Here is a 25,393-nt window from a genome sequence, read left to right on the forward strand (position 1 = left end):
AACCGATTAATATTTCATGATGTATGGATATCGCCTTCGTCTTGAAGAGGCTTTATTCTGAATGACCACTGTTTAAGACGCGCGATAGTTTACCTTATTTTACCTATAAAACCTATGTGTAGAACCTGCTAGATATAAGACAAATCTGTATATAAACACCTAATACGCCTTACTTTTCAACGGCTTTTTATAAAAATTTTCACGAAATAAACAGCCGTATCCATCGCAATATCTATACAGATATGGCTATTTAATCAAGATAAGCATCTGACTTGCTCAAAAAGCCTTGCAATTTTATCTGTGAGCACCATTTATCTAACAATGAACCACGAACTTGACTTTACAAGTCTGGGGAACGAGGAAAAATATATGAGTGAACATAATATTGATAAAGACAACATCGACATCGATGTATCATCTGCCCTTAATACTGATACTGACGCAAGCAATGAGTCAGAGAGCTCATCTACTGATGAGTTAGACACCACGTCTAACGTTGTCAAAGACAATGAAGACGAAAGCTACTTGCCACTGCTAGCATTACGCGACGTCGTCGTTTATCCACACATGCAGATTGCATTGTTTGTAGGACGTGCGCCATCGGTGAAAGCGGTAGAGCTAGCACAGGCAGAGTACGGCAATAAAGTGCTGGTAGTCGCGCAAAAAGACTCGCTAACTGAAGATATTGATCACGACAACTTATATCAATATGGTACTGTTTGCCGCATCGTCAGCACCATGCCGCATGACAGCGATGAGAACTGCATTAAAGTATTGATCGAAGGTCAGTATCGTGCGCGCGTTGATAACATCGAAAACCATGATGATTTATTGATGGCTCGTTTTGAGCGTACTGATCTCGATATGAGTATGGATGAAAGTCAGCAAAAGAACACTATTCAAGCACTAACCACGCTATTTGAAAGTTATGCCGATGCACGCCTACGTAATGCGCGTGAGCTAACGCGTGTGGCAAAACGTATCGATGACTTACTTGAATTGATCTACTTTATCTCAACCCGTGTGTCGATGGATCTTGACATCAAGCAGTCATTCCTAGAACAAGACGACATCAAAACACACATCAATACCTTGACTGAATATTTGGTCAAACAAAGCGCTGAACAAAATATCGAACAAGACATCCAAGAAGCGGTCCGTCAGCAAATGGAAGATAATCAGCGCGAATACTTCCTAAATGAAAAAATGAAAGCCATTAAGAATGAGCTGTCAGATATGAATGACGGCGTGTTCGATGGTGATGACGATGTGGCAGAGCTGGAACAACGTTTAGAAAAGGCTGACCTACCAGACGATGTGCGCAAAAAAGCAGAGCAAGAGTTTAAGAAACTCAAAATGATGCCACCTGCATCAAGTGAATCATCAGTGGTTCGCAACTATATTGAATGGATTTTGGACACGCCATGGAATGCGACGACCAAAGTCTCTATCAATTTAGATAAAGCCAAAACTGTATTAGACGAAGACCATTACGGTCTGCAAGATGTGAAAGATCGCATCTTAGAGTACTTAGCCGTTCAATCACGGGTGAAAAAACTGCGCGGCCCTATTCTATGTCTCGTCGGCCCTCCAGGTGTGGGTAAAACCTCATTGGGTGAGTCAATTGCCCGAGCGACTGGTCGTAAGTTCGTGCGTATGGCGCTGGGCGGTGTGCGTGACGAAGCTGAGATACGTGGTCATCGCCGTACTTATATTGGTGCGATGCCGGGTAAAATCGTCCAATCATTGGCCAAAGTGGAAGTCAAAAACCCGCTGTTCTTATTGGATGAGATCGATAAGATGGCGCAAGACTTCCGCGGCGATCCAGCATCAGCATTGCTTGAAGTATTGGATCCTTCACAGAACGATACGTTTAACGACCATTATTTAGATATGGACTTAGACTTATCGCAAGTGATGTTTATCTGTACTGCCAATAGCATGGATATACCAGCGGCACTGCTTGACCGTATGGAAGTCATTCGTCTGCCTGGTTATACCGAAGAAGAAAAAGTTAATATCGCGCAGAAGTATCTCGTCCCAAAAGCGATTAAAAATAACGGTCTCAAAGACGGCGAGATTGAGATTGTAGAAGCAGCATTACACAGCATCGTGCGTAGCTACACACGTGAGGCTGGCGTTCGTAATCTTGAACGCGAAGTCAACAAGATCTGCCGTAAAGTGGTTCGCGGTTCCGTCGAAACACATGGTGCGCGCACACCGAAAAAGGCAAATCGTGAACTGGTAGTGGTCGATGATAAAAACATCAATGACTATCTAGGAGTCCATCAGTACGATTATGGTCTGGCAGAAGAAGAGCCGGAGATTGGCCGTATCACTGGTCTTGCGTGGACACAGGTTGGTGGTGAATTATTGACCATCGAAGCAGTCGCCATGAAAGGCAAAGGCGAACTGAGCTTCACAGGCTCACTTGGCGATGTGATGAAAGAGTCAATTCGTGCGGCCATGAGCGTGGTTCGTGCACGTGGTGATAGCTTAGGCATCGATTACGAAACGTTTAAAACCACTGACGTCCACGTACACATGCCAGAAGGAGCCACGCCAAAAGACGGCCCCTCTGCTGGTGGCGCACTGACGACAGCGCTAGTATCTGCATTGACTGGTATTGCCATTCGCCCAGATATCGCGATGACAGGTGAAATTACCTTACGTGGTAAGATCCTACGTATCGGTGGTCTAAAAGAGAAGTTGCTTGCGGCACATCGCGGCGGTATCAAGCATGTATTGATTCCTGCAACCAACGAGCGTGACTTGGCTGATATCCCTGATAACGTGAAAGAAGGCCTAACTATTCAGCCAGTCGCCACGATTGAAGAGATATTAAAAGTTGCGTTGGTTAGTATGCCAAAACCACTTAAGCCTGCCAAAGTAACAGTGGATAAAACCAAAGGTAAAGCATTGCACAGTTAATAAATAGTTATATTATTAGCTTAATCTGACAAGCTCTAAAAAGCCGCTCATCGTATGATGGGCGGCTTTTTTATTTAAGCGATTATTTCTATTTCAAATCCTTTAAGGTCTATTGAATATTCAATCCGTAACCCCCTAGGGCGTGTCATCAATTAGCACATTGATATAATTTATGATACCCCTTAACTTATTAAAAAATATAAACAATAGTTCTAAATGATATAAGATAATTACAGCTACATCAAAAAACCGTTAAAACAATATTACCGGATGGATAATGAGAAAAATGATATCTGTACCTCTTTGCGCTTTTGTATTGATTATGGCTGGTTGTGAAAGCCCTCTCAGTTATATCAAATCAAGCAAACCATTTATGACGGCTAACCTTAAAACCACGTATAAAAATCAAGATGCTGGGCAAATTTATTTGCGCCGCGTCGATAGTGGCATTCAAGTATATGGCACATTGACCAACTTACCATCCGACTCATTATTGAACATTAATATCTATATGTCTGGTGCTTGTATCAACCGTGGTAAAGTAGCTGGCGGCTATCTAAACTCTACATCTGCACCACTATCACATTCAAGACTCTCTTTCAGCTCTCCGTCAGTGATCAAGGTTAATAGGCAAGGCATCGCCAAAGTTGACTATATAACAACGGATATCTCTCATAAAAAATATCGATCAAACAGTGTGTATCAGCAAGCTTTTGTTGTTTATCCCATTCCAGTTGACGATAAGGATTTGTCTTTAGAAAAGACTAACACTCGTATTGCATGCGGCATAATTAGTCAATACTAAAGGCTGAACGATATACGTTACTTACATTTATTAACTGATTGTTGCGCTTCTAGTGAATAACTATTTCAACGCTTAGCTATACTAAATCTGATGTTAAACAGCCCCTAACACCTAAAAATAAATTTACCATAACAATCAAATATAAATGGAGATAATAATGAGTAAGACATTACTAGCAAGTACCCTACTATGTGGTTCAGTACTAGCAATGACTGGCTGTCAAACCGTAGAAGGTCAGATGCAAACAGGTAATCCGTTAAACCAACCTACCCTAAAATCAACGATTTATACCGTTGGTAGTGATAAAAAAGAAGTCGGACAAGTATTCTTGCGCCCAGTCGATGAAGGTGTGCAAGTTTATGGCAAGCTGATGAACCTACAACCAGGGCAAACAGTGGCGCTACACATCCATGAGACAGGTAGCTGTGCTGACATGGGTAAAGCGGCTGGTGGTCACTTTAATCCAGACAATAAGCCTCACTCTAGCCCAAACGATATGAATGGTCACGCAGGTGACTTGCCTAACTTAACTGCCAATGATAACGGTGTCGCGACTATTAACTATGTCAATAAGAAAATCTCTGCAACAGAAGCGGGTAAGTACAGCGTAAACCGTTTAGCGTTTATCGTACATGGTGGTACAGATGATTATACCAGTCAGCCATCAGGTGATGCTGGTGACCGCGTCGCTTGCGGTATCATCGAAACGATGTAATAGCACACTAATGACATTTAAAGCTAAATGTTACTTGGGCCGAATGTTATTGAAGCTAAATGCGATTAAAACTAAGTATGATTGATAGCATAAAAAAACCTCTTAGATAATCTAAGAGGTTTTTTATGGCTTAACACTATTTATGACAAAGATAAAAGAGATTTTACTCTTCTACCCACTCGCCTTTGCGCCAGTAAACACCCCAACGCGTGGCTTTACCGTTTTTCTCAGAGCCGATATATTGCTCTTTTTTCTTACGTGACCAGCGCAATATCGTTGCATTGCCGTCAGGATCTTCGTCTGGTCCTTCAAACAGATACTGGAACTTGTCTTCCATCTTATCCTTGATATCTCTTAGCTCAGCCAGTTTCGGTGCCCGTGTTTCACGTACTTTCGGGAACTTAGACGCTGCCAAGAACATCCCAGCAGCCCCTTCACGCAAGATGAAATAATCATCATGCTTGGTTGACTTTAGCTCTGGCAAATGAATAGGATCCATACGCGGCGGTGCGGCTTCTCCTGTTTTTAATACTTTACGTGTATTGTCACATTTTTGACAGGCAAAATAAGGACCGAAACGTCCCGTCTTGAGCTCCATTTGCCCATCACATTTATTGCAGTCGATGGTTGGTGCATCTGAACCCGGTACCTCGAATTTACCCTCTTCTAAGACATAACCATCACAATCAGGATTGTTACCACAGATATGTAATTTGAGACCACCATCGACGATATAGCCATTCATCGCTGTACCACATTTCGGACAGCGTTTTTTCTCCATCAAATCTTTAACTTCTGCTGCTTCGTCATCACCTTCTGCATCATCAAGGTTGGCAAAAGCCTCAACTGGCATTAAGTTTTTGGTGCCTTTGCAGCGCTCTTTTGGTGGTAAGTTATAACCTGTACAACCTAAGAACACACCTGTTGAACCGGTACGCAATTGCATCGGACGACCGCACAGATCGCAATGAACGTCAGGTACATCCGTTGGATCATTGGGACGCATGCCGTCTTTTTCTTTGGCACGCTCAAGCGTGGTTTTGAACTCACCATAGAAGTTATCAAGCACATCTTTCCAGTCTTTATCACCTTCTGCAACATGATCGAGCTTGTCTTCTAACGCAGCGGTAAACGTGTAATCCATCAAATCTGGAAAGCTTGCCGTTAGCCTATCAGTAACGATATCACCCATTTTTTCGGCAAACAAACGTTTGTTTTCAAGCTTTACATAACCACGATCTTGAATGGTTGAGATGATAGACGCGTACGTCGATGGACGGCCGATGCCTTTTTTCTCAAGCTCTTTAACCAAACTCGCCTCGGTGAAGCGTGGTGGTGGCTTGGTAAAGTGCTGACTCGGGTCCAACTTATCAAGCGTTAATTTATCGCCTTTTTTAACATCAGGTAATAGCGTATCGTCGGTCTTGGCTGGTGGCAATACTTTGGTATAACCATCAAACACCATGGTACGACCACGGGCTTTTAGCTCAACATCATCAGCACTTACAAATAAATTTACTGACAGATATTTTGCTGGCAGCATCTGACAGGCCACAAACTGACGCCAAATCAGCTCATACAGGCGTATTGCGTCACGCTCAACCCCTTTGAGCTGAATTGACTTCATATTGACGTTAGAAGGTCGAACGGCCTCATGCGCTTCTTGTGCGCCTTGTTTATTACCATAGAAATTTGGCTTTTCTGGCACGTACTTTGTACCATAGTTGTCTTCGATATAACCTCGAGCGGCAGCCAGCGCATCACCCGACAAAAACGTCGAATCGGTACGCATATACGTGATGTGACCTGCTTCATATAACCGCTGTGCCAATATCATGGTTTTCTTAACCGAAAACCCCAATCGAGTACTGGCTGCTTGTTGCAATGTCGAGGTAATAAATGGCGCACTTGGACGCGACTGTGTGGGCTTCTCTTCGCGCTCTTTGACGATAAAATCATTGGCGTTTAACACTGCTAATACTTTATCAGTCTGCTCTTTATTGACGAGCTTAAGCGTTTTGCCACCTTGTTTGGTCGCTTCTAGACGTATACCGATCTTTTCAGCATCTTTTTTACTAGTCGCAACATGCGTGTCTGCATGAATCTGCCAATACTCTTCTGGTATAAAGGCACGAATCTCATGCTCTCTTTCTACGACCAAGCGCATAGCAACCGACTGTACGCGACCTGCTGATAGACCACGTGCAACTTTTTGCCACAGCAGAGGCGACACCATAAAACCGACCACTCGATCCAAAAATCGTCGTGCTTGCTGAGCATTCACCCGATCTATATCGAGCTTAGAAGGCTGTTTAAAGGCATTTTGAATGGCAGATTTGGTAATCTCATTGAATACCACACGCTCATATTTACTATTAGCACCACCAATCACTTCTTTTAGATGCCAAGCAATCGCTTCCCCTTCTCTATCCATATCCGTTGCGAGATAGATTTTGTCAGCGTCTTTGGCTAAGGCTTTGAGCTCTTTGATTACCTTGGTTTTATTTGGTAGCACTTCATAGACTGCCGCCCAGTCATGTTCTGGGTCGACGCCCATGCGTCTGACCAATGCTTGCTGAGTTTTTTCTTCTTTCGTTAAAGTCTCATCTTTTTTGGTCGTTGCTGGTTTTTTTGCGCTCTTACTAGCACCAACTGGCAAATCACGCACGTGACCGATACTTGAGCGTACAACAAAGTCATCACCAAGGTATTTATTAATCGTTTTTGCTTTGGCTGGTGATTCTACAATCACCAAAGACTTGCCCTTTGATTTGTCAGCAGTAGATGTGGGGCTTTTTTTGGTTGTGGTTTTTGCCATATTTGACGACACCATAATATAAGTAAATTAAAAAATATAAGTAAATTAAAAGGTATAAATAAATTAAAAGGTATAAATAAATTTAGCCGCATGGCAATTTATAATAATTGGTTATAGTCGCTCAGCGAATTATTGTATTAGCGCTTACTAAGTTTTTAACCATGACACTGAGGTATACCCTCAATAATAAATGCTCATAAAAATAGTTATAAAACAAATAATAACCATAAAATAAAGATATAGTTATAAAGACGTTACACTGCTAGCCATTAAACTGTCAACTAAAAATGACTATGAGTTTATCAAAAGCACTTGCTTATTGATTATTAATGGTGACCAAAAAATAATTTACTACCTTGTCTTATTTTTCTGCATTTCTGACGCCCACTTTTCCAAATTCTCTTTGAGCGCTAATAGATCTCTTTCAATCAACGTATGATGGTACGCAGGATTACTTAACGGACGTACATAAGCAATGTCTTCCCAATAAATAATAATGCTGTTTGCCTTAGTCCATAAACCTTTTACAAAGGGTTGAATACTCACTGGCAAATCTAGTGGCGTTTTATCCAAACTGAAATTGGTTTTTTTGACCACACTATCCGTATTACTATGATGAGCACGAATGGCACTGGGAATAGTAAGCTTAGTATCTTTTTTAATCGTATCAACAAAACTGCTATCCGGGCGCCATTGTCCATCAATCACTTGATAGCGTGTATGCGGCAACTGCATATCTTCTAGCACCAAGCAGTACTGACCCATCATGCCGCGGCCATATTCATTATCTTTGCCCTTGATCCAGTCAGGACAGGCCACTAATTTTGGGTTAAGTTGTAGCCGACGCGCAGTCATACGCAGCTTATCCAAACGCTGATCAATACCGTTAGGTTTGAGCGCCATCATACTCCCTAATACAAATAGTACAATGACAACACCAATGAATATGCCCATGATCGTCTAACCTTTTGGCTAAAGTAGTGATACTAAAAAACATGCCGCTATTGGAATAACATCATATATAGCTGCTTATAATGAGCACAAACCTAGAAAAATCAAGCAGTATAAAATAACAATCACTGTATAATGAAGCATCTACACTGTACCAAAACCGCTATATATATATAGATATCAAACACTTATACCAACCAAAAATAAATATGATAAACAAATACAAAAAATTGTCAGCCGCAAAAAATGCTATGATAAACCATAATTTTAAACACGCGCAGGTTTATTATGAATTATCTTATTAAGCGAAACTCATCGACTGCTTACTTTTCAAATAAACTGGCTCAGAAAATCACAAGCCAACCCGGTATCACCCTATCTCTGCTGGGTATCACATTACTGGCATTATCCGGCTGTGCTACCACGCAAAGCCTCACACCACAGCAATGCCAAACCAGTAATTGGGAAGAAATCGGCCGTGCAGATGGTAGCGTTGGTCGCTCAGGTGCTTATTTTGGTCATTATGCGAATAGCTGTGCAAGCATAGGCGCAGCAACACCCAATCGTGTGCTGTGGGAACAAGGACGTCAGCAAGGACTCGAAAACTACTGTACCGAACTCACTGCCTATAAGCTTGGCCGCGAAGGCTATGACTGGCAACCTGTCTGTCCGATCGAGGGTATTGAAAAGTTAGAAGAGGCTTATTCACAAGGGCGTTACTACTATATCCGCCAGCAGAACTTGGATTATCTACGATCACCTTATCCTTTCGGACATAGCCCTTTTGGTCACAGATACCATCCACTGAGACATCATTGGTAAAAAGAAAACCCCAATGAGTACTTAATTTGAGGTTTAAGTACTCAGTGAGGCTGGAGAAGATTTTATTATTTTTATTTTATTATTATACTAGCTACCTTGATGATGGTTGGCTATCTAACACACGTCATCCCTTCTATATACACGCTTTACTCATTCACAAAAGCTATCTTGGTCAGTCCTGCTTCACTAGCCGATGCCAATACTTGTGCAACGGTGTCGTATTTGCTTTCTTTGTCTGCACGTAGCTGAATAGAAGGGTTCTTACCTTCTGCACCTTGCTGCTGCAGGCGCTCATCCAACTGCTCTATTGTGAGAGGCTCACTGTCCCAAAATATGCCCGCGTCCTGATCAATACTAATCTGAATAGCTTCTGGTGGTGGATCATTCACTTGTGCACTTGTCTCTGGCAAATTAAGCGGTACAGTCGGATTAAGTACAGTTGCAGTCACTAAAAAGATAATCATCAAAACCAGCATGACATCGATAAGCGGAATGAGGTTCATCTCATTCATACCTTGGACGTCATCATCACCTAATTGAAATGCCATAATTACTCTCAATATATACTTGCTATGTGTGCTTAGTCGTACTGCCATAAAGCTGGCTGCTAGCTATCTGGTTGAGATAACAGCCACGATTTTACTATGTATTCTACGGCTGTGAGGTAGACGCATTGCGATATGATCTGTCAGTTTTACTCGCTTGCGCGCTACTTGGAGTTACTGATACGGCGACTGGCTCAGCGGCTGTCTTCTTACTCACATTATTAATAGTTGACGTATTTATGTGTGCAGCATCCGCCAGTAAGTCATGCGCTCTGTCATTTGCGTGATACATCACACGGCGATTGATACGTATAGCAAGGTTATAAAAGACCACCGCTGGAATAGCGACAGCGATACCCAAGCCTGTCATGATAAGTGCTTCGCCAACAGGTCCTGCCACTTGTCCTAGTCCTGCTTGTCCACTTGTACCAATACTATGCAGCGCATGAAAAATACCCCAAACCGTACCAAACAGACCGATAAATGGTGCAATCGCTGCCGTCGTACCAAGGATAGGTAGTCCACGCTCACTAGAAAAACGATAGCGACCAATATGCTTGAGTAACGCCTGCTCGATTATGACGCGACGCGTCGGCGCATCCACTTCTCTCAATCCAGTCTGTTTGGCTTGAATTTGATGAGCCAAATCATCGGCAACCGTAGAAGCCAGCTTGCGGCTCTGTAGTACACGAATGATACCCGTCACCCAAGAGATAAGGGATAAGGCGAATAGTAAAAAGAACAAGGTTTTGGTCACCATGTCACTATATTGCCAGTATTGCATAAAGTCCATGTCAGACTCCTTCGTCTTTTGTGTTATGACTTGATATCATTGCAGATAGCACAGTTGCTTTCATTATGACAATGTTATTTAAAATTATTAATATTGATATCACAATTTATAAAAAACTTGGTATTACTTTGGCACTTTATAAGAAACAGTAAATGTGACATTTCCTACTCTTGGAACACCATTTTCAGTAAAAGGTTTAAATCTACCAGATGTGACTTGTCGTTTAGCTGCATTATCAACTGCTCTATTCTCTGACGACCTTGCCACTCTCACATTACTAATAACACCTTGTTTATTGACGGTCATTTTCAGTACAACATTAAAAGTCGCACCTGGACGAGCGCTAGATGCAGCACGTTTAGGAAATTCGAAGTTTGGCTTAGATGCCCAGCTGGCACTATTAGCAGTAAATTGCACCGGTGTATTGTTAGCAGCCGCAGCCGCAGCTTCCGCTTCTTTTGCTTTTTGTGCCGCAGCTGCATCAGCAGCCGCTTTAGCATCAGCTATTTCTTGAGCCCTCTTTGCGTCTGCTGCAGCTTGTACCTGTGCTGCTTTTGCATCGGCATCGGCTTGTGCTCGCTGTTGTTCAGCTAATAATGCATCTCTTCTCGCTTGTTCGGCTTTCGCCGCCAAAAGCTTGCGCTGATCATCAGCCACTTGCGTCATATTACTTTTTTGAGGGGCAGTTTTTTGTGGCGCAGGTGGTGGTGTGAACTCAGCAGGCTTAGGCTTTTCAGCTTTTTTCGCTTTCGGCTTCTCTACTGGTTGCTTTTTCTTCACAACTTTAGGCTTGAGCGCAGCAACTGGCTTCGCTTTTGGCTTAGGCTTAACCTCTCTGACCGGTTTCGGTTTTTCTTCAATTTTCACCTCTTCAATCTCCACAGGTGGTGGTGGAGGCGGTGGCGTGACCAGCTCTATCTCAATAGGTGGTGTCACCTTTTCTGGTTCTACTTTCATCTCAGGCGCTTTGACCGCCGCTAATGCGACTGCCGTCAGCGCATGCAATCCCACAACTATAGCGATAGTCGCGAGAGTCAATTTAGGTGATGGCGCGTCTAAATTCGTTGAACTCATAACACCCTAATATTAATTAACGGAGATAGAATGGCGTAGATAATAATGTAAACGATAATTATTATCAATACTAAATTACAATAATTTTCCTTATTTGAACAATTATATCAAACCAACTTCAGTTTGTTAATAAAAACCATTATCATTTGTATTGATAATCAATCTCAATTGCCTTATCATTGCCATTCTTTGGTTACTTATAAAGTAGTATTACCTATTTTACACAAAAAAATGTAAACACACCCATACAGTAAATGTAAAACCAAGTGATCAGCAATAATAGCTGCCAAAGCAACACCGCCGAGCATTGTCAGGTATATATCTTATATTAGATAAGCTCATTTCATTTTTTATACGGGTACTCATCTTCCTTATACCCAAACCAATAACATACCGAGTTATTTATGGCTACTTCCTTATTCTCTAATCCTTCGTCTACGTTTTTTAAACGCCCATTACTGACTGCTATGATAACTGCACTGGTTACTAGTATCAGTGTGGCAGGCTGTAGCTCGCCTGAATCTAGCGATGCTGAGACAACGGATACCACCACTGAAAACCAAACTGCTGATAACACATCTGCTGACATCATTACTCTTGATACAGTAAGAGGAGATGTTGATTTAGCAGTAAATCCATCGCCTGTCGTGGTATATGACATGACGTTGATGCAAGATTTAGCAGCACTCGATGTGGCTATTGATGGCGCGCCAACTACTACAGAATCTCTAGACAATCTTCATTCTAAAAACCAGCCAGAGCCTACAGTTGTGGGTACAGTATTTGAGCCAGATCTTGAGGCACTGAACGCCATGCAACCACAAGCCATTTTAGTTGGCTCACGCATGGCCGAAAAATACGATGAGCTGTCTAACATCGCACCAACACTAGACATGTCTATCGATACCGCCAATATCTATGAATCAAGCAAGCAACGCTTGGCTGATTTAGGCGCATTATTTGGCAAAAGCGAACAGGCTGCTAAGCTACAACAAGACATCGATGGTTTGATTGAAGAAACCAAGGCTGTCACTAAAGACAGTGGTAAGGGTCTAGTGGTCATGGTCAACGGCAATAAAATGTCGACATATGGTGCTGAATCACGCTACGGCTTTATTCATAATGTCGTAGACATACCAATCGCTGATGATCAAATAAAAGATGGTCGTCATGGTCAACCAATCTCTTTTGAATACCTACAAAAAGTAAATCCAGACTGGTTGTTTGTGGTAGACCGTAGTGCCGCTATCGGTGCAGACAGTGTTGGTGCAAAAGCAGTATTAGACAATCCATTAGTAGCACAAACCACCGCATGGAAAAAAGACCAAGTGGTTTATCTCAGCCCAGATTCTTACCTTGCGTTTGGTGGCTATTATCAGTGGATACAAGATTTGACAACCATCAGAGATGCCTTTACTAACGCTAAGTAAACGCCACTTTTGTTTTAGACCGTTTTTCATGACCGTCTTTACAACTTATTTGTATGCCAGTAGCCGTTATGTCTTTATTTTCACATCGTGCACAGCCCAGCGTTAAATCCAGTACTTCTTTGCCAGCCGCATCAGCGAGTTGGAAAAGCGGTACTGGCAACAGTCTCAACTCTAAAAATCGCCGTGCCGCCATGCCACCATGGTTAATCAACACGGGCAGCCTCATTATTATGGGGCTTTTGGTGTTATTGAGTTTATCTATTGGCGTGGCAGATTTTTCATGGTCTGGTGTGTTACACAGCCTTATCAATCACAGTGCCAACTCTGATAGCTCGCTTTTTTTAGTTAGCCGACTGCCCCGTACTATTGCAATTATCTTGACTGGCGTCTCGATGGCAGTGGCAGGAATGATTATCCAAGTGGTGCTAAAAAACCGCTTTGTTGAGCCATCAATGGTCGGCGCCACTCAAAGCGCGGCGCTCGGACTGCTAGTGGTCAGTCTACTATTCCCAGCCAGTGCGCTTATTATTAAAATGGGCGTGGCCACGATCACAGCGGTCTTTGGCATGATGCTGTTTATGCTACTCATTCACCGGATCCCGCCGACTGACTTTTTGATGATTCCTCTGATCGGCATCGTCTTTGGTGGCATTATCGAGGCGGCAACGACCTTTATCGCTTATCAGACTGAATCGTTACAGATGCTGAGCGTTTGGCAGTTTGGAGATTTTTCTGGTGTACTAGCGGGTCGGTATGAGCTGCTTTGGCTGACAGGAGGTCTCTGCGTGTTGGCTTATATCATTGCTGATAAGCTGACCATCGTGGGCTTGGGTGACAATATCGCGCTGAACCTAGGCATTAGTAAACGACAAGTTACGTGGCTTGGCGTTGGTATGGTTGCAATGATGAGTGCTGTTGTTGTGGTCACCGTTGGCATGATTCCTTTTATCGGTTTGGTCGTTCCCAATATCGTCAGCCGACTGATGGGAGATAAGTTACGCCGTAGCTTGCCAGCAGTGGCGCTACTCGGTGCCTCGGCTGTCCTACTCTGCGATATCATTGGTCGCTCTATCCGCTATCCATTTGAAGTACCGGTCGCTACAGTATTTGGGGTGGTTGGTACGGTACTGTTTTTATGGCTGCTGTTACGCGCTCCCGCTGATCGATAAGCTTATGCTTATGCTTGATGCTTATGCTTGATACTACAGGACTCACGCATGTTTTCACCATCTACGCCCCACTCCAAAAAAACCAATCATGCGAAAAACAGCATCAGAAAAAAAGAGGTCTTAAATAACGGTGCTCATGCAACAACGTGGCAGGCTCGTATCGCCCAATCTTGGACATGGATTGTGAATCACCCAAAGTCAATCGCTACTGCCGTTTTAGCAATTTCAATGCTGCTGTTTTTGACACTGAACGTCAACGGACATTGGGACTTTGCCCTACCCTTACGTGGCAAAAAACTGCTGGCGTTAATGGTCGTTGGCTATGCGATTGGGGGCTCAACACTACTATTTCAAACCTTAACGCACAATCCAATTCTCACGCCTTCTTTATTAGGTTTTGACTCACTATATATCTTACTACAAAGTCTACTGGTGTTCTTTTTGGGGGCAATCAGCTTTACCAGTATTGATCCCCTTGCCAAATTTAGCCTTGAAATTGTCTTGATGTTTGGCGCGTCGTTATTACTATTTAAGTTGCTGTTTTCAAAAAGCAGTCAAGATTTGACGCGGTTGATATTGGTCGGTGTTATCTTTGGTGTGTTATTTCGCAGCTTATCAACATTGATTGCTAGACTAATCAATCCTGATGATTTTGTCGTCGTACAATCAGCTAGCTACGCGCAGTTTAATACAGTCAACCCTCAGTTACTCGGTATCAGTCTATTTATCTGTGCTATCACGGCGATATTTGTATGGCGCTGGCGCTACCAATTCGATGTACTGATGCTTGGTAAATCCCAAGCCATTAACCTTGGTATTCATTATCAGCGCCTAGCATTTGGACTATTGACCATTATCGCTATATTGGTCGCTACTGCTACTGCGCTGGTTGGCCCTGTGACCTTCTTTGGTTTATTAGTATGCGCCTTGACCAATCGCATCGCTCGTCACATGTATCACAGTGAACGGCTGATACTGGTCAGTTTGGTTGCTATGATTTGCTTGGTACTCGGTCAAACTATCTTTGAGCAAGTACTGGGTATGGCGGGGGTATTATCCGTTGTGATTGAATTGGTGGGCGGCTTGGTCTTCTTATTATTAATTTTTACGACACAACGTCGCCGTCGATGATAATACAAACTAACAGCTAACAATCAAAATTAGCACTCTCTGAAGACAAGAAGCACTATGATTAAATTAGACAACATCTCATACCATATTGGCAAACAGCAAATCCTGCATGACATTACGCTGTCTCTGCCAAGCGAACAAGTCATTGCTTTGATCGGTCCCAATGGTGCGGGTAAGTCCACCTTATTTTCCGTCATGGCACGCCTGCAACCGCTACAGTCAGGACAAGTGAGTTTCGCTGTAGATAATGAGGAACGTGATATTGTCAGCTGTCATGCGCGGACATTGTCTAAAACAGTCGCGATGCTCGGACAGGAAAACCACGTGCAAGGACGACTACGCGTACATGAGCTACTGATGTTCGGTCGCTATCCGTATCATCAAGGGCAACCAACCGCAGATGATCATCAGAAAGTACTAGAGATTATCGAGCGATTTGAGCTGGAACTGTTGGCCGACCGCTTCTTATCAACCCTGTCGGGCGGTCAACGCCAGCGCGTATTGATTGCGATGATTGTTTGCCAAGATACGCCGTATTTATTGCTTGATGAGCCATTGAATAATTTAGATATGTACCATGCTGGTCGACTGATGCGTGAGCTGCGTGAGCTTAGCCACAGTCAGCAAAAGACCGTGGTGATTGTATTACATGATATCAATCAAGCAGCACAATTCGCTGATACCGTGGTCACTATGAAAGAAGGCCAAGTGATAGCCGTTGGTCAGCCTGTCGATGTCATCACACAAGAGACGATGAAAGAGCTGTACAACGTCGACGTAACCGTGCTAAACCATCAAGGCCGTCCAGTAATTGTTGATGCGGTTTAAATACAGAACTTTGCAGACGAAAAAAGGAATTCTTGATGCATAAAATGCTATTAAATCATCGATGGATAAACTATAAAAATCTATTGATACTGTTTTTAATCGTGAGCTTTTGTCTGTGCCTGTCTTCTGCTGTAGATAAAGACATAGCAAATACCTTTTTTTGGTTAGGGATAACTTTATATGCGCTAAGATTAGTCGTTATTCCTATGGACTTTACTCAAGATATTGCTTCAGTAGATTATACAAAGAACTATGATAAAAATAATACATGGCATAAATGGGTTATGCTAGGTGAGAAGTTTGCTTCCTTTATTTTTACTGTCTGGATAGCATACACAATATTTGTGCAATTAAGTTGATAGAATGCCCTAGCCAATTTGGCAATATCACCTGCCTTTTTGCAGCGCCTTTAATCGACTTTGACGCCCTTTCCACCACAGATAAACACCCGTCACTGACAACACCGTCACAACCAAACCTAATACCGCTAGAAATATTTGATACAGCAAATGACCGATACCATGGCTAATATGCCCCATGTGTAAGCTCATCAACCAATTGTTTGTTTTACCACCAAATGATGCGTTTTGGTAGCCAAAGTTCACGCGCTCAACGTTACCGGTTTTTGCATCGACCGAGATAGATGAAGCACCGCCTTTCTTACCAATATCTTTATCTGTTTTAAAGCGCAATTGCCATTGACTATCATCTTCAATCCAGCGTACGCCCAATAGCTGCTGTACGCTCATGCCCTGGCTTTGAGTCGCGATGGCAGCCTGCTCACTTAAATAAGCAATGCTATTGGCCTTATTGACCACATCAACAGCACCCAGAGCACTGATGTCAGTGGCTTCAGTGCTAGCTTCGACACTAGGTGACTTTCTCATTTTTTCAGGTGGTTTTTTTGACTTTTCTTGTTTTTCGCCTCGTCCTTCTAATCCAACGACTGCCTGCATCACGGGTCGATAGACTTGCTGTAAATTAAAACCAACACTCGACCAAGCGATGACAAATAAAATACCCCAAAGCCATAACCCGAAAGCATGATGCAAATCATAATTGAGTTTAAACAGGTTACTCTTGGTACGAATTTTCCATGCGGGCAACCAACGCTTGAGAAATGACGCGCGTTTTTTAGCGGATTGTTTTTTCTGAGTCTTTTTCTTTTTAGCAGCTCTAGGAAAGGTCAAATAAAAGCCAATGAAGCAATTAATCGTCCAAACAAGCGAGACAATACCCAGTATCAACTTGCCAATATCGCTAAGCAATAAATCGCGGTGCAACCAAAACACTTTCCACATGGTGTTACGCCATGCCCACTCATTCCTATCACGAGTACCGATGATATCGCCCGTATAAGGATGAACATAAACTTCTTGAAACAGTGCTTTTGGTTGGTTTTGGGCAGCCTTACCTCGGACCCTATCTACCGAAAACACCGCGGTCCGATCAGCCTCTATTGTGGTTGGCATACTAGAAAAAGTATGCTGCGGGTAAGCACTGATGACCCTATCATGAAGTGTGGCAATAGGCAGTTGCGGTGTTTCTTGGACATCAACCTGAGCCAGTTCATGATTGAAGACATCATCCAACTCCTCATGAAATGCCAATAGCGTGCCAGTAATACCAGCGATAATTAAAAACGCGGCCATAGCAAGCCCAGTATAACGGTGAATCCAAAGACAGCTATAGCGAATATTAAATGACATAAATGAATCTGCTGTTATATTGTGATAGTTATTGATTAAAAATTTAAAGAATTAAAAAAGCTTCTTTAAAAGGCCTACTAAAAAACGATTGCTTAGATAAGACCATTTAAAAAAGTTACTGACAGCACAAAGGTCTGAGCCAGTAGCTCAGACCTTTTCTAATCGAACAAATTTTATGTCTACTTATTAAAAGTCAACGCTAACGTCGAACACATAAGTACGGCCAGGCTCATTGAACGTACGTGCACCAGCATTCGTAGCAGTACCCTCACGATAAACACCCGTATCAAATAAGTTTTTGACACCAGCACCAACGGTTATATCCTTAGTCAGATCATAGCGAGTGCTGACATTAGCAATGGCATACGGCTCGCGATCAAGCAACGGATCATCACTATCATCTCCCGTTGTAGCTGAAATCGTAGGGGCTTCAATCGTGCCATAGTAGCTCACATCAAAACCGGCATTCCACTGAGGCGTAATATCCCAATCGACACCCGTGTTCACAGTGAACTTAGGAATGAGTGATAATGGCTCGCCATTGTCTTTACGCTCTGAGCGGATGTTGCCAGTGACATTAGAAGACCATTTTACATCGTCAGTGACTGGTACTTGTACAAAACCTTCTAAACCTTCGACAATTGCTTCACCTTGATTGTCCCATTGAAAGATAGAACGGTTCGTCGCTGTATCTACCGCCACACGATCCGTACCAGCACCAATGCGGTTATCATAGGCATTATGGTAATAAGTCAAGCCTGCATTCAGCCCAGTGCCATCATCATAAGTAAAGGTCAGCTCTTTGTTCCAAGAGGTTTCATTTTCTAGGTCAGGATTACCTAAGACTTGACAACCTCTTTCATCAAGAGGTACCCAAGATGGGCAGCCATTTCCACGAGTGTAGTAAATATAGTTTGGGTCAAGCTGGTACAGCGATGGCGCTTTAAATGCACGACTGACACCTGCCTTCACTGACCAATCAGGGCTAAAGTGCCAAGTGGTATTGATACTCGGCGACCAGTTACTGCCAGCTTCGCTATGATAATCGAAGCGTAGACCTGGCGTGACATACCAATCAGGCGTGATCTCATAGTTATCTTCTAAATAAGCACCGATGAGGTAAGCATCTGAGGTCGGGTCGCGCTTGTCAGGGTCGGTCTCCACATCACCAAACTCAAAACCATCATCAAATGTCATATCAGATACCACAGGGTTGTCTAACCTCTCGCCGCGGAACTCAGCACCAGCCGTTAAAGTATGACGGTCAAAATAGATATCCCACTCTGATTTGGCATTGAGCGTATCGTAGGTTGCCTCTACCCATTCAAAATCCTCGCCGTCGTCAGGTATGACAATCTGACCTTCACCACCACCCGCACTACCTTCACCCAAACGCTCATTAATTGTCCGAGTGTACTCCACAAAGCTATTGCTACTAGCATTATCATACTCACCGCGATGGGTAATCGCCGCGCCGTAGCGTTGCATTTTGCTGGTTGTTTCACCGTCTAGTTCGTCTATCAATGTTTCATTCACTGACTGGAATAATGAGTCACCCGCCCATCGGTTTTCTTGACGGCTATAATTGACCTCAAAACCGACCGTATTCATCGCATCCATCGCGTATTCAAACACTTGGCGCGCATCGATATTTTCAACCCCTTCAGTACCTGCTGCTACTGAATCATCTAGTGCTTCAGCTGCATTAATATACGGATCATCTGCTTCACTATCGTGATAGCCTAGAGTGGTACGTGAGGACAGCTTGTCAGTCAAAGCGCCTGCCATATTGACATTGGTACGCCAGCTACTGCCTTCTAAGTCGCTCTCTGGTGCCTCGTAGTGCCCAGTCACAGAAAACTCTGTATCAGTCGGGCGCTTAGTGATGATGTTTACCACACCGCCCATACTACCTGAGCCATAACGGGCAGCAGCAGGACCACGCAATACTTCGATACTCTCAATTGCACTTGGTGGTACCCATTGCGAATCACCACGCGTGTCTTGCTCACCACCACGGCTAGGTCGTGAGGAATTACGCGAGGTAACTGGACGGCCATCGATTAAGATAAGCGTGTTGTTCGGACCCATACCACGCAAATCAATCTGACGTTGGTTACCACGTTGACCTGACGTCGATGACCCTGACAGGTTCACACCTGGCATCTTACGTACAATTTCTGAAATATCATTAGAAACGGATGATTTTTCGATGGCTTCTTCACTAATAACGGACAGTCCTGCCGCCTGCTCTAGCTCCTCTCTTGCCGCTCGCACCACAATAGTATCAAGTGTCGCTGTAGGTACTGCTTCTTGGTCAGTCGCCTCATGCACAGCTACCTCATCACCCTCAGCAGCAAAAGCGGTGCTGCTAAGAACCGAGGCGATAGCGATGCTTAGCAAAACTTTGCCGGTCGCTAAAGGTTGTGAGGTTTTTGGAGCATTAAGGTGTTGCTGAGGCGAAATATTTGAGAGTTTTGACATGAATAATGTTCCTTGAAGCATTTGATCTCAATAGAGTCTTTCAATCTCGAACAATTTTAGTCATTTTTGATGTGGCATCCACATCGTAAGCATATATAAGTTGATACATACAAATAGGCACACGACTGCCAAGCAAGACAAACTTGTTATCCAGTATATGTATGATGAAAACGGGACTAAAACATAGCCAAAAGGCTTAAATATCGATAGATGAAAAACTAGTAAAAGTATCTACTGCATACGGTTAAAGGTTTGGTGATACTGCGACTGGCAAAAGCCAACTCATTTAAATAGTAATCACAATAAAGCCTCCAAAAAGAGGTAATACAAAAAGCTGTTAATAATTCTGTAATAAACAAAACACACTTTAGCAAAACAGAAATATTAATGCAAATATTAATAATAATTATTATCATTATCATTATCATTAACATTAAATTAATAATGTATAGTCAAAAAATGATAAATTGAATACAAAAACGTTGACTACAAATTTAGGACTTCTAAGGAGGGAGGGTCAGTCTGTAGCGACTTAGGAAGTCACTGACGGTACCTGATTTTCGATTTACTGTTGGGTACAACTGGTAAGGCTAACTTGCTTTAGAAGTTACCTACGCTTAGGGCGTGCTGAATACTCAACACGCCCTATCTATCAAATGCCAATTATTTATATATTAAAACTGATAAGTTAAAGAAGCTTTCACATTTCTTCCCATCGCATAATCAGTATAGTCCGAATCGGCTGAGTAGCGTGATGAGTGATTTGCGTACGTTTCATCAAACATATTGTACACACCTAGGGTCGCTTTCACGCCCGCTAACTGCTGAGGCTTGTAGGTCATGAATATATCATGTACGTCATAGCCTTCTTTTTCTTGATCTGTATCATCACCTGTATTAGGGTTGATAGAAGTCACATACGTACTACGCCAGCCTAAATCAAGCGTATCAGTTGGTGCATATCCCAGGTTAACCATGTACTTATCACCAGAGTCATTTTCATCACCAGTGCCTTGAGACAAACTATAGCCAGTCTCTTTACCTTCGCTACGCGCTCGTGCATAGCTCAAGCCCATATTGAAGTTACTGGTACGGTAATCAGCTGAGAGCTCTACCCCTTTGACTTCATAATCTTCATCTGCATTAAATGAGCCTGCGCATGTGCCAGTATCAGAGGCCAGTCCTGTATTACAATCGATACCGCTCTCGTACGTAATCCAGTTTTCCAAATCTGTCACAAAGTACTTACCAGAAAGCTGTAACGAATCGTTTTCAGTGGTCAAGCCACGGAAAATAGTGGATACACCAACTTCGGCATTACTACCAGTTTCGGGCTCTAAATCAGAAGAAATATATTTATCTTCACCATCTGTATTACGGATGGCTTCCTGTAAGTCAGGACCATTGAACAACTGGGTATAACTTGCAAATATATTGGTGCTTGGCAACACTTGATAACTGGCGGCAAAAGCACCCACAACATTGTCGTACGTTTCACCATTTGCCACATCTTGTGGTGCTTCGTAATGATCATAACGAACACCAGGTGTTAGCGTTAATTTACCCATTTGCCATTGGTCTTCTAAATATACAGACGTATTTTTTGCCTCGTCATTTCCGCCAAGGACACCTAGACGAGTTACCTCTGACTCTTTTGTGTAATATTCCACACCAGTAATCAGCTTATGCGAGCCCAACTGACTGTCTATGAGGCTGGTATTTTCGATTTTGCCACCTTTGGTGATCAAGTCAACTTCAATGCCTTTATTATCTCTATCGAGATAAGTTTCAGTTTGATAAATATTGGCTTTAACATCAACTAAGTCACTGGTTGGGTTGTAGCCATACTCTAGCGTATAGGTATCACGGCTTTGTTTCCAAGGTATGACTGGATTCCAGCCATTTTCATCAGTCAATGGGAAATCCGCTCGGGCTGGATACATACCGTCATTTTCTGTACGGCTAAAACTACCACTCACATGATGATCATTACCTAAATAAGCACCTGCTTTTAACAAAATACTTTCTGTATCACCGTCTGACGTTTGAATATCACGACCATCACCATCTTCACCTGCGTCGGATGAGCGTTTGCCATAATAAACTAATAAATCAACATTTTCTGTCGGTGCAGCAAATACGGTCGCTGAGGTTAACAGCTCGTCATTATTACTGCCATAGCCTGTATGGATTTTTGCACCAATCTTTTGATCAACATCAAGCAAATCTGCTGCATCAACGGTCTCAAAAGCCACCGCACCACCAATCGCATCATTACCTAAAGTGACTGAGTTATTACCAACTGAAACTTCAGACCGCTTCAATAAGTCTGGATCAATGACCAAATCTCCAGAATGGTGGAACGCATAGCCTTCTTGACGGGCACCATCAACGGTCACTTTTAAATTCGTATCATCAAAGCCGCGAACACGAACACGTTGGTTCATAGCTGATGTACCGCCTACTGAAGCGCCTGGCACACCGTCTAAAAAGTCATTTAAAAGACTCGCTTGCCCTGCAGGTATATACTGAGCTGAGTCAATAGAATCCGATTGCATACCATCACGTACAGAACTGTTGGCAGTCACTGTAATGGTCTGTAGCGTGGTACTTGGCATATCTTCTACAGTAGCTGCACTCGCCGCCTGCGACCACAATACTGCGGCAACACCCATCGATAATACGGTCAATGGACTAGGGCGTGTTGAACATTCACAAATTATATAAGCCATAAAAAAAGACCACCTATATAATATAAGTGGTCTTTTTACTACTAATGAGTAAAGTAGTTTGGTTTAGAACTGATAGGTTAAAGAAGCTTTGATGTTACGACCTGGCTCAAAGTCAGTTCTTAAAGTACCATCGTCAGGGCGTGGCGCAACGATACGTGACGCATGATTGGCATAGTTTTCATCAAAGATATTGTATACACCAACTGTTGCTTTTATTCCTTCTATCTGTTTTGGCGAATAGCTCATAAAAATATCATGGATGTCATAGCTTGGTTTTTCGATGTCATCGCCACCCGTATTCGGAGTTACTGAAGCAACATAGGTACTGCGCCAGCCTAGCTCTGTAGTGTCTGTTGGCTCATAAGCCAGATTGAGCATGTATTTATCGCCCGAATCAGAGCTACTGCCTGTTTGTGAGTAGATGCTATAGCCGCTATCTTTGCCTTTACTACGTGCATGAGCGTAGCTCAAGCCCATACTAAAGTCATCCATCTTATAATCGGCGGCAAGCTCGACACCTTTGATTTTGTAGTCTTCATCTTTATTAATTGCACCTTGGCAACTACCGCCTAACTGACCCGTCGCACAATCTAAACCAGAATGCCTACCGCCTGACCGTACAAACTCAATATAGTTTTCGATATTGGTCTCAAAGTATTTACCACTTAATTGCAGTGCATCATCAGCAGTGGTCAAACCACGTAATGTGGTCACAACACCAACCTCGGCGTTATCACCTTCTTCTGCTTTTAAGTCATCATTTACATAAGTCTCAGTGCCATCTTGGTTAAAAATAGCTTGGCTCAAATCTGGACCATTAAACAATTGGGTATAACTGGCAAATAGCTGAGTACTTGGGGCAACCTCGTAGCTGGCGGCTAATCCACCGACGACGTTGTTAAATACTTTACCATCAGCAACGAAATCTGGAGACTCATAGCGATCATAGCGAATACCTGGCGTTAGGCTAAATTTACCCATCTGCCATTGGTCTTCTAAATACACAGAGGTGTTTTGAGCTTCATCGCTACCTGTTTTGGCAGAGTCACGTGCCATTTCAGACTCTTTTTTGTAATGTTCAACACCAGCGATTAGCTTATGCGAACCAGTGATACCCTCAACGATGCTGCTATCAATCACACTGGTATTCTGAATTTTACCGCCTGTAGTTTTGACCTCGGCTTCCCAGTCATAACCAGGGTTTACCGTATAGTCTGTATCTCGCGAGATTTTAGTCTTTGTTTGATAGACGTTGGTATCAACATCGATTAGCTGGTTAACCGGATTATAGTTATAATCTAGTCCATAAGTGTCGCGTTTGACTTTTTGCGGTAGAATCTCATTCCAGCTGCCAACTCCTGGACTGGCTGGAAAGTCGGGACGTAATGGGAACTTACCTTCGTTTTCAGTACTGCTAAAGCTAGCGCCCACATGATGATCATCTGTAATATAAGCACCTGCTTTTAATAAGATGTTTTCGCCCTTGCTGTCTTCGGTTTGAATCTGGCGACCGTTACCATCTTCTCCAGCGTTGGCATCACGCTTACCATAATAAGCAAGTAAATCAACATTGTCTGTTGGTGCGGCAAAGACAGTCGCTGACGACAGTAGTTCGTCGTTATTACTGGCATAACCTGCATGAAGCTTGGCCCCTATTTTTTGACCAGGTTTTAGCAAATCAGCGGCATCGACTGTCTCAAAAGCAACTGCGCCACCAATAGCATCGTTACCTAGCGTGACAGAATTGTTGCCCACCGCGACTTCGGCTTGTTTAAGCAAATCAGGATCGATGGTCACATCGCCCATATGGTAAAACATTTTGCCTTCTTGACGTGCACCATCAATCGTCACTTTCAAACGACTATCATCCAGACCACGTATACGTATGCGCTGATTGACGGTCGATGTACCGCCCACAGTGACACCTGGCACCACATCCAAAATATCACTTAAATGGTTTGCCTGCGCAGCGGGCGTATAATCTTCTACATCGACCCCGCCCTCTTGCACTTTTTCACGTACTGAACTGTTGGCCGACACCGTGATGGTTTGTAACGTGGTGCTTGGCATATCTTCTACCGTATCGGTAGTTGCCGCTTGCGACCCTTGCGACCACAACACCGCTGCCACGCCCATGGACAATACGGTCAATCGACTAGAAAACTGTACTTCACGCATAACACACTCACTTTTTACTATCAGAGATTAGGATTTTCGATACCTGTTTACTTTAAAAACCATTTTTTTAAAACGACTACACTTTGAGAGCTGGCTTTAAACGCTGGATTTTTTAAAAGCGTTTAAAAAACCATATGCGAATAACATCATTAATGTTAATGATAATGATTAGCGTTTAAATGTTGAGGGCATAATAACGAAGTATTAACAATTTGGCAATAATTAGGGCGTGTTGAACATTCATAATTTCAGCCAGATATAAGCGCAAGCGAGAGCGA

17 protein-coding genes are annotated in these 25,393 nt (G+C 43.0%); 8 read left to right on the top strand and 9 right to left on the bottom strand.

Annotated elements, in window-relative coordinates:
- Nucleotides 1-369: 369 nt before the first annotated feature.
- The 3 genes from lon (at nt 370) to EI164_RS01390 (ending at nt 4,451) form a co-directional block, all read left to right on the top strand.
- Complete coding sequence (gene lon / locus EI164_RS01380) at nt 370-2,931, top strand: endopeptidase La (protein ID WP_225739060.1); 2,562 nt, start codon at nt 370-372, stop codon at nt 2,929-2,931.
- Between the two features lie 277 nt (nt 2,932-3,208).
- Nucleotides 3,209-3,736 (top strand): superoxide dismutase family protein, encoded by a 528-nt coding sequence (locus tag EI164_RS01385; protein WP_192518210.1) that lies wholly within the window; start codon nt 3,209-3,211, stop codon nt 3,734-3,736.
- Between the two features lie 157 nt (nt 3,737-3,893).
- Complete coding sequence (locus tag EI164_RS01390; protein ID WP_192518211.1) at nt 3,894-4,451, top strand: superoxide dismutase family protein; 558 nt, start codon at nt 3,894-3,896, stop codon at nt 4,449-4,451.
- A 163-nt stretch (nt 4,452-4,614) separates the two neighbouring features.
- Here EI164_RS01390 and topA read toward each other — a convergent pair whose 3' ends face one another.
- Together topA and EI164_RS01400 are read right to left on the bottom strand one after the other, a co-directional pair.
- On the bottom strand, nt 4,615-7,269 hold the full coding sequence (gene topA, locus EI164_RS01395) for a type I DNA topoisomerase (protein WP_192518212.1): 2,655 nt from the start codon (nt 7,267-7,269) through the stop codon (nt 4,615-4,617).
- A 351-nt stretch (nt 7,270-7,620) separates the two neighbouring features.
- Nucleotides 7,621-8,223 (bottom strand): hypothetical protein, encoded by a 603-nt coding sequence (locus tag EI164_RS01400; protein WP_192518213.1) that lies wholly within the window; start codon nt 8,221-8,223, stop codon nt 7,621-7,623.
- A gap of 285 nt (nt 8,224-8,508) precedes the next feature.
- Here EI164_RS01400 and EI164_RS01405 point away from each other — a divergent pair, with 285 nt between their 5' ends.
- Nucleotides 8,509-9,042 (top strand): DUF2799 domain-containing protein, encoded by a 534-nt coding sequence (locus EI164_RS01405; protein ID WP_192518214.1) that lies wholly within the window; start codon nt 8,509-8,511, stop codon nt 9,040-9,042.
- Between the two features lie 146 nt (nt 9,043-9,188).
- Here EI164_RS01405 and EI164_RS01410 read toward each other — a convergent pair whose 3' ends face one another.
- The 3 genes from EI164_RS01410 to EI164_RS01420 form a co-directional block, all read right to left on the bottom strand.
- Entirely contained in the window at nt 9,189-9,590 is a 402-nt protein-coding gene (locus tag EI164_RS01410) for an ExbD/TolR family protein (RefSeq protein ID WP_192518215.1), read from the bottom strand.
- A 103-nt stretch (nt 9,591-9,693) separates the two neighbouring features.
- Entirely contained in the window at nt 9,694-10,380 is a 687-nt protein-coding gene (locus EI164_RS01415) for a MotA/TolQ/ExbB proton channel family protein (protein WP_192518216.1), read from the bottom strand.
- Nucleotides 10,381-10,503: 123 nt separating this feature from the next.
- Complete coding sequence (locus tag EI164_RS01420; RefSeq protein ID WP_192518217.1) at nt 10,504-11,454, bottom strand: energy transducer TonB; 951 nt, start codon at nt 11,452-11,454, stop codon at nt 10,504-10,506.
- 404 nt (nt 11,455-11,858) lie between these two features.
- Between EI164_RS01420 and EI164_RS01425 the strand changes: the two genes are divergently transcribed.
- The 4 genes from EI164_RS01425 to EI164_RS01440 all read left to right on the top strand — a co-directional run bounded on the left by EI164_RS01425 (nt 11,859) and on the right by EI164_RS01440 (nt 16,012).
- Nucleotides 11,859-12,884 (top strand): siderophore ABC transporter substrate-binding protein, encoded by a 1,026-nt coding sequence (locus EI164_RS01425; RefSeq protein WP_192518218.1) that lies wholly within the window; start codon nt 11,859-11,861, stop codon nt 12,882-12,884.
- Nucleotides 12,885-13,075: 191 nt separating this feature from the next.
- The gene (locus tag EI164_RS01430) at nt 13,076-14,053 is read left to right on the top strand and encodes an ABC transporter permease (RefSeq protein ID WP_192518227.1); all 978 of its coding nucleotides are present in this window, start codon (nt 13,076-13,078) and stop codon (nt 14,051-14,053) included.
- Between the two features lie 48 nt (nt 14,054-14,101).
- Nucleotides 14,102-15,184 (top strand): iron chelate uptake ABC transporter family permease subunit, encoded by a 1,083-nt coding sequence (locus EI164_RS01435; RefSeq protein WP_413038419.1) that lies wholly within the window; start codon nt 14,102-14,104, stop codon nt 15,182-15,184.
- A gap of 57 nt (nt 15,185-15,241) precedes the next feature.
- Complete coding sequence (locus EI164_RS01440; RefSeq protein ID WP_192518219.1) at nt 15,242-16,012, top strand: ABC transporter ATP-binding protein; 771 nt, start codon at nt 15,242-15,244, stop codon at nt 16,010-16,012.
- Between the two features lie 386 nt (nt 16,013-16,398).
- Here the strand turns inward: EI164_RS01440 and EI164_RS01445 are convergent, their stop codons facing one another.
- From EI164_RS01445 to EI164_RS01460, 4 genes are all read right to left on the bottom strand, one after another.
- Nucleotides 16,399-17,721 carry a PepSY-associated TM helix domain-containing protein gene (locus tag EI164_RS01445; protein ID WP_192518220.1) on the bottom strand — a complete coding sequence of 441 codons (1,323 nt, stop codon included), beginning with the start codon at nt 17,719-17,721 and terminating at the stop codon, nt 16,399-16,401.
- A gap of 186 nt (nt 17,722-17,907) precedes the next feature.
- Nucleotides 17,908-20,205: a FepA family TonB-dependent siderophore receptor gene (locus EI164_RS01450; protein ID WP_192518221.1), complete on the bottom strand. Its 2,298-nt coding sequence runs from the start codon at nt 20,203-20,205 to the stop codon at nt 17,908-17,910.
- Nucleotides 20,206-20,879: 674 nt separating this feature from the next.
- Complete coding sequence (locus EI164_RS01455) at nt 20,880-22,937, bottom strand: TonB-dependent receptor domain-containing protein (protein ID WP_192518222.1); 2,058 nt, start codon at nt 22,935-22,937, stop codon at nt 20,880-20,882.
- Between the two features lie 63 nt (nt 22,938-23,000).
- A complete protein-coding gene (locus EI164_RS01460) occupies nt 23,001-25,115 on the bottom strand; it encodes a TonB-dependent receptor domain-containing protein (RefSeq protein WP_192518223.1) in 2,115 nt (704 codons plus the stop codon).
- Nucleotides 25,116-25,393: the final 278 nt, after the last annotated feature.

Source organism: Psychrobacter sp. FME13, from assembly GCF_014861395.1.
Lineage (GTDB): Bacteria > Pseudomonadota > Gammaproteobacteria > Pseudomonadales > Moraxellaceae > Psychrobacter.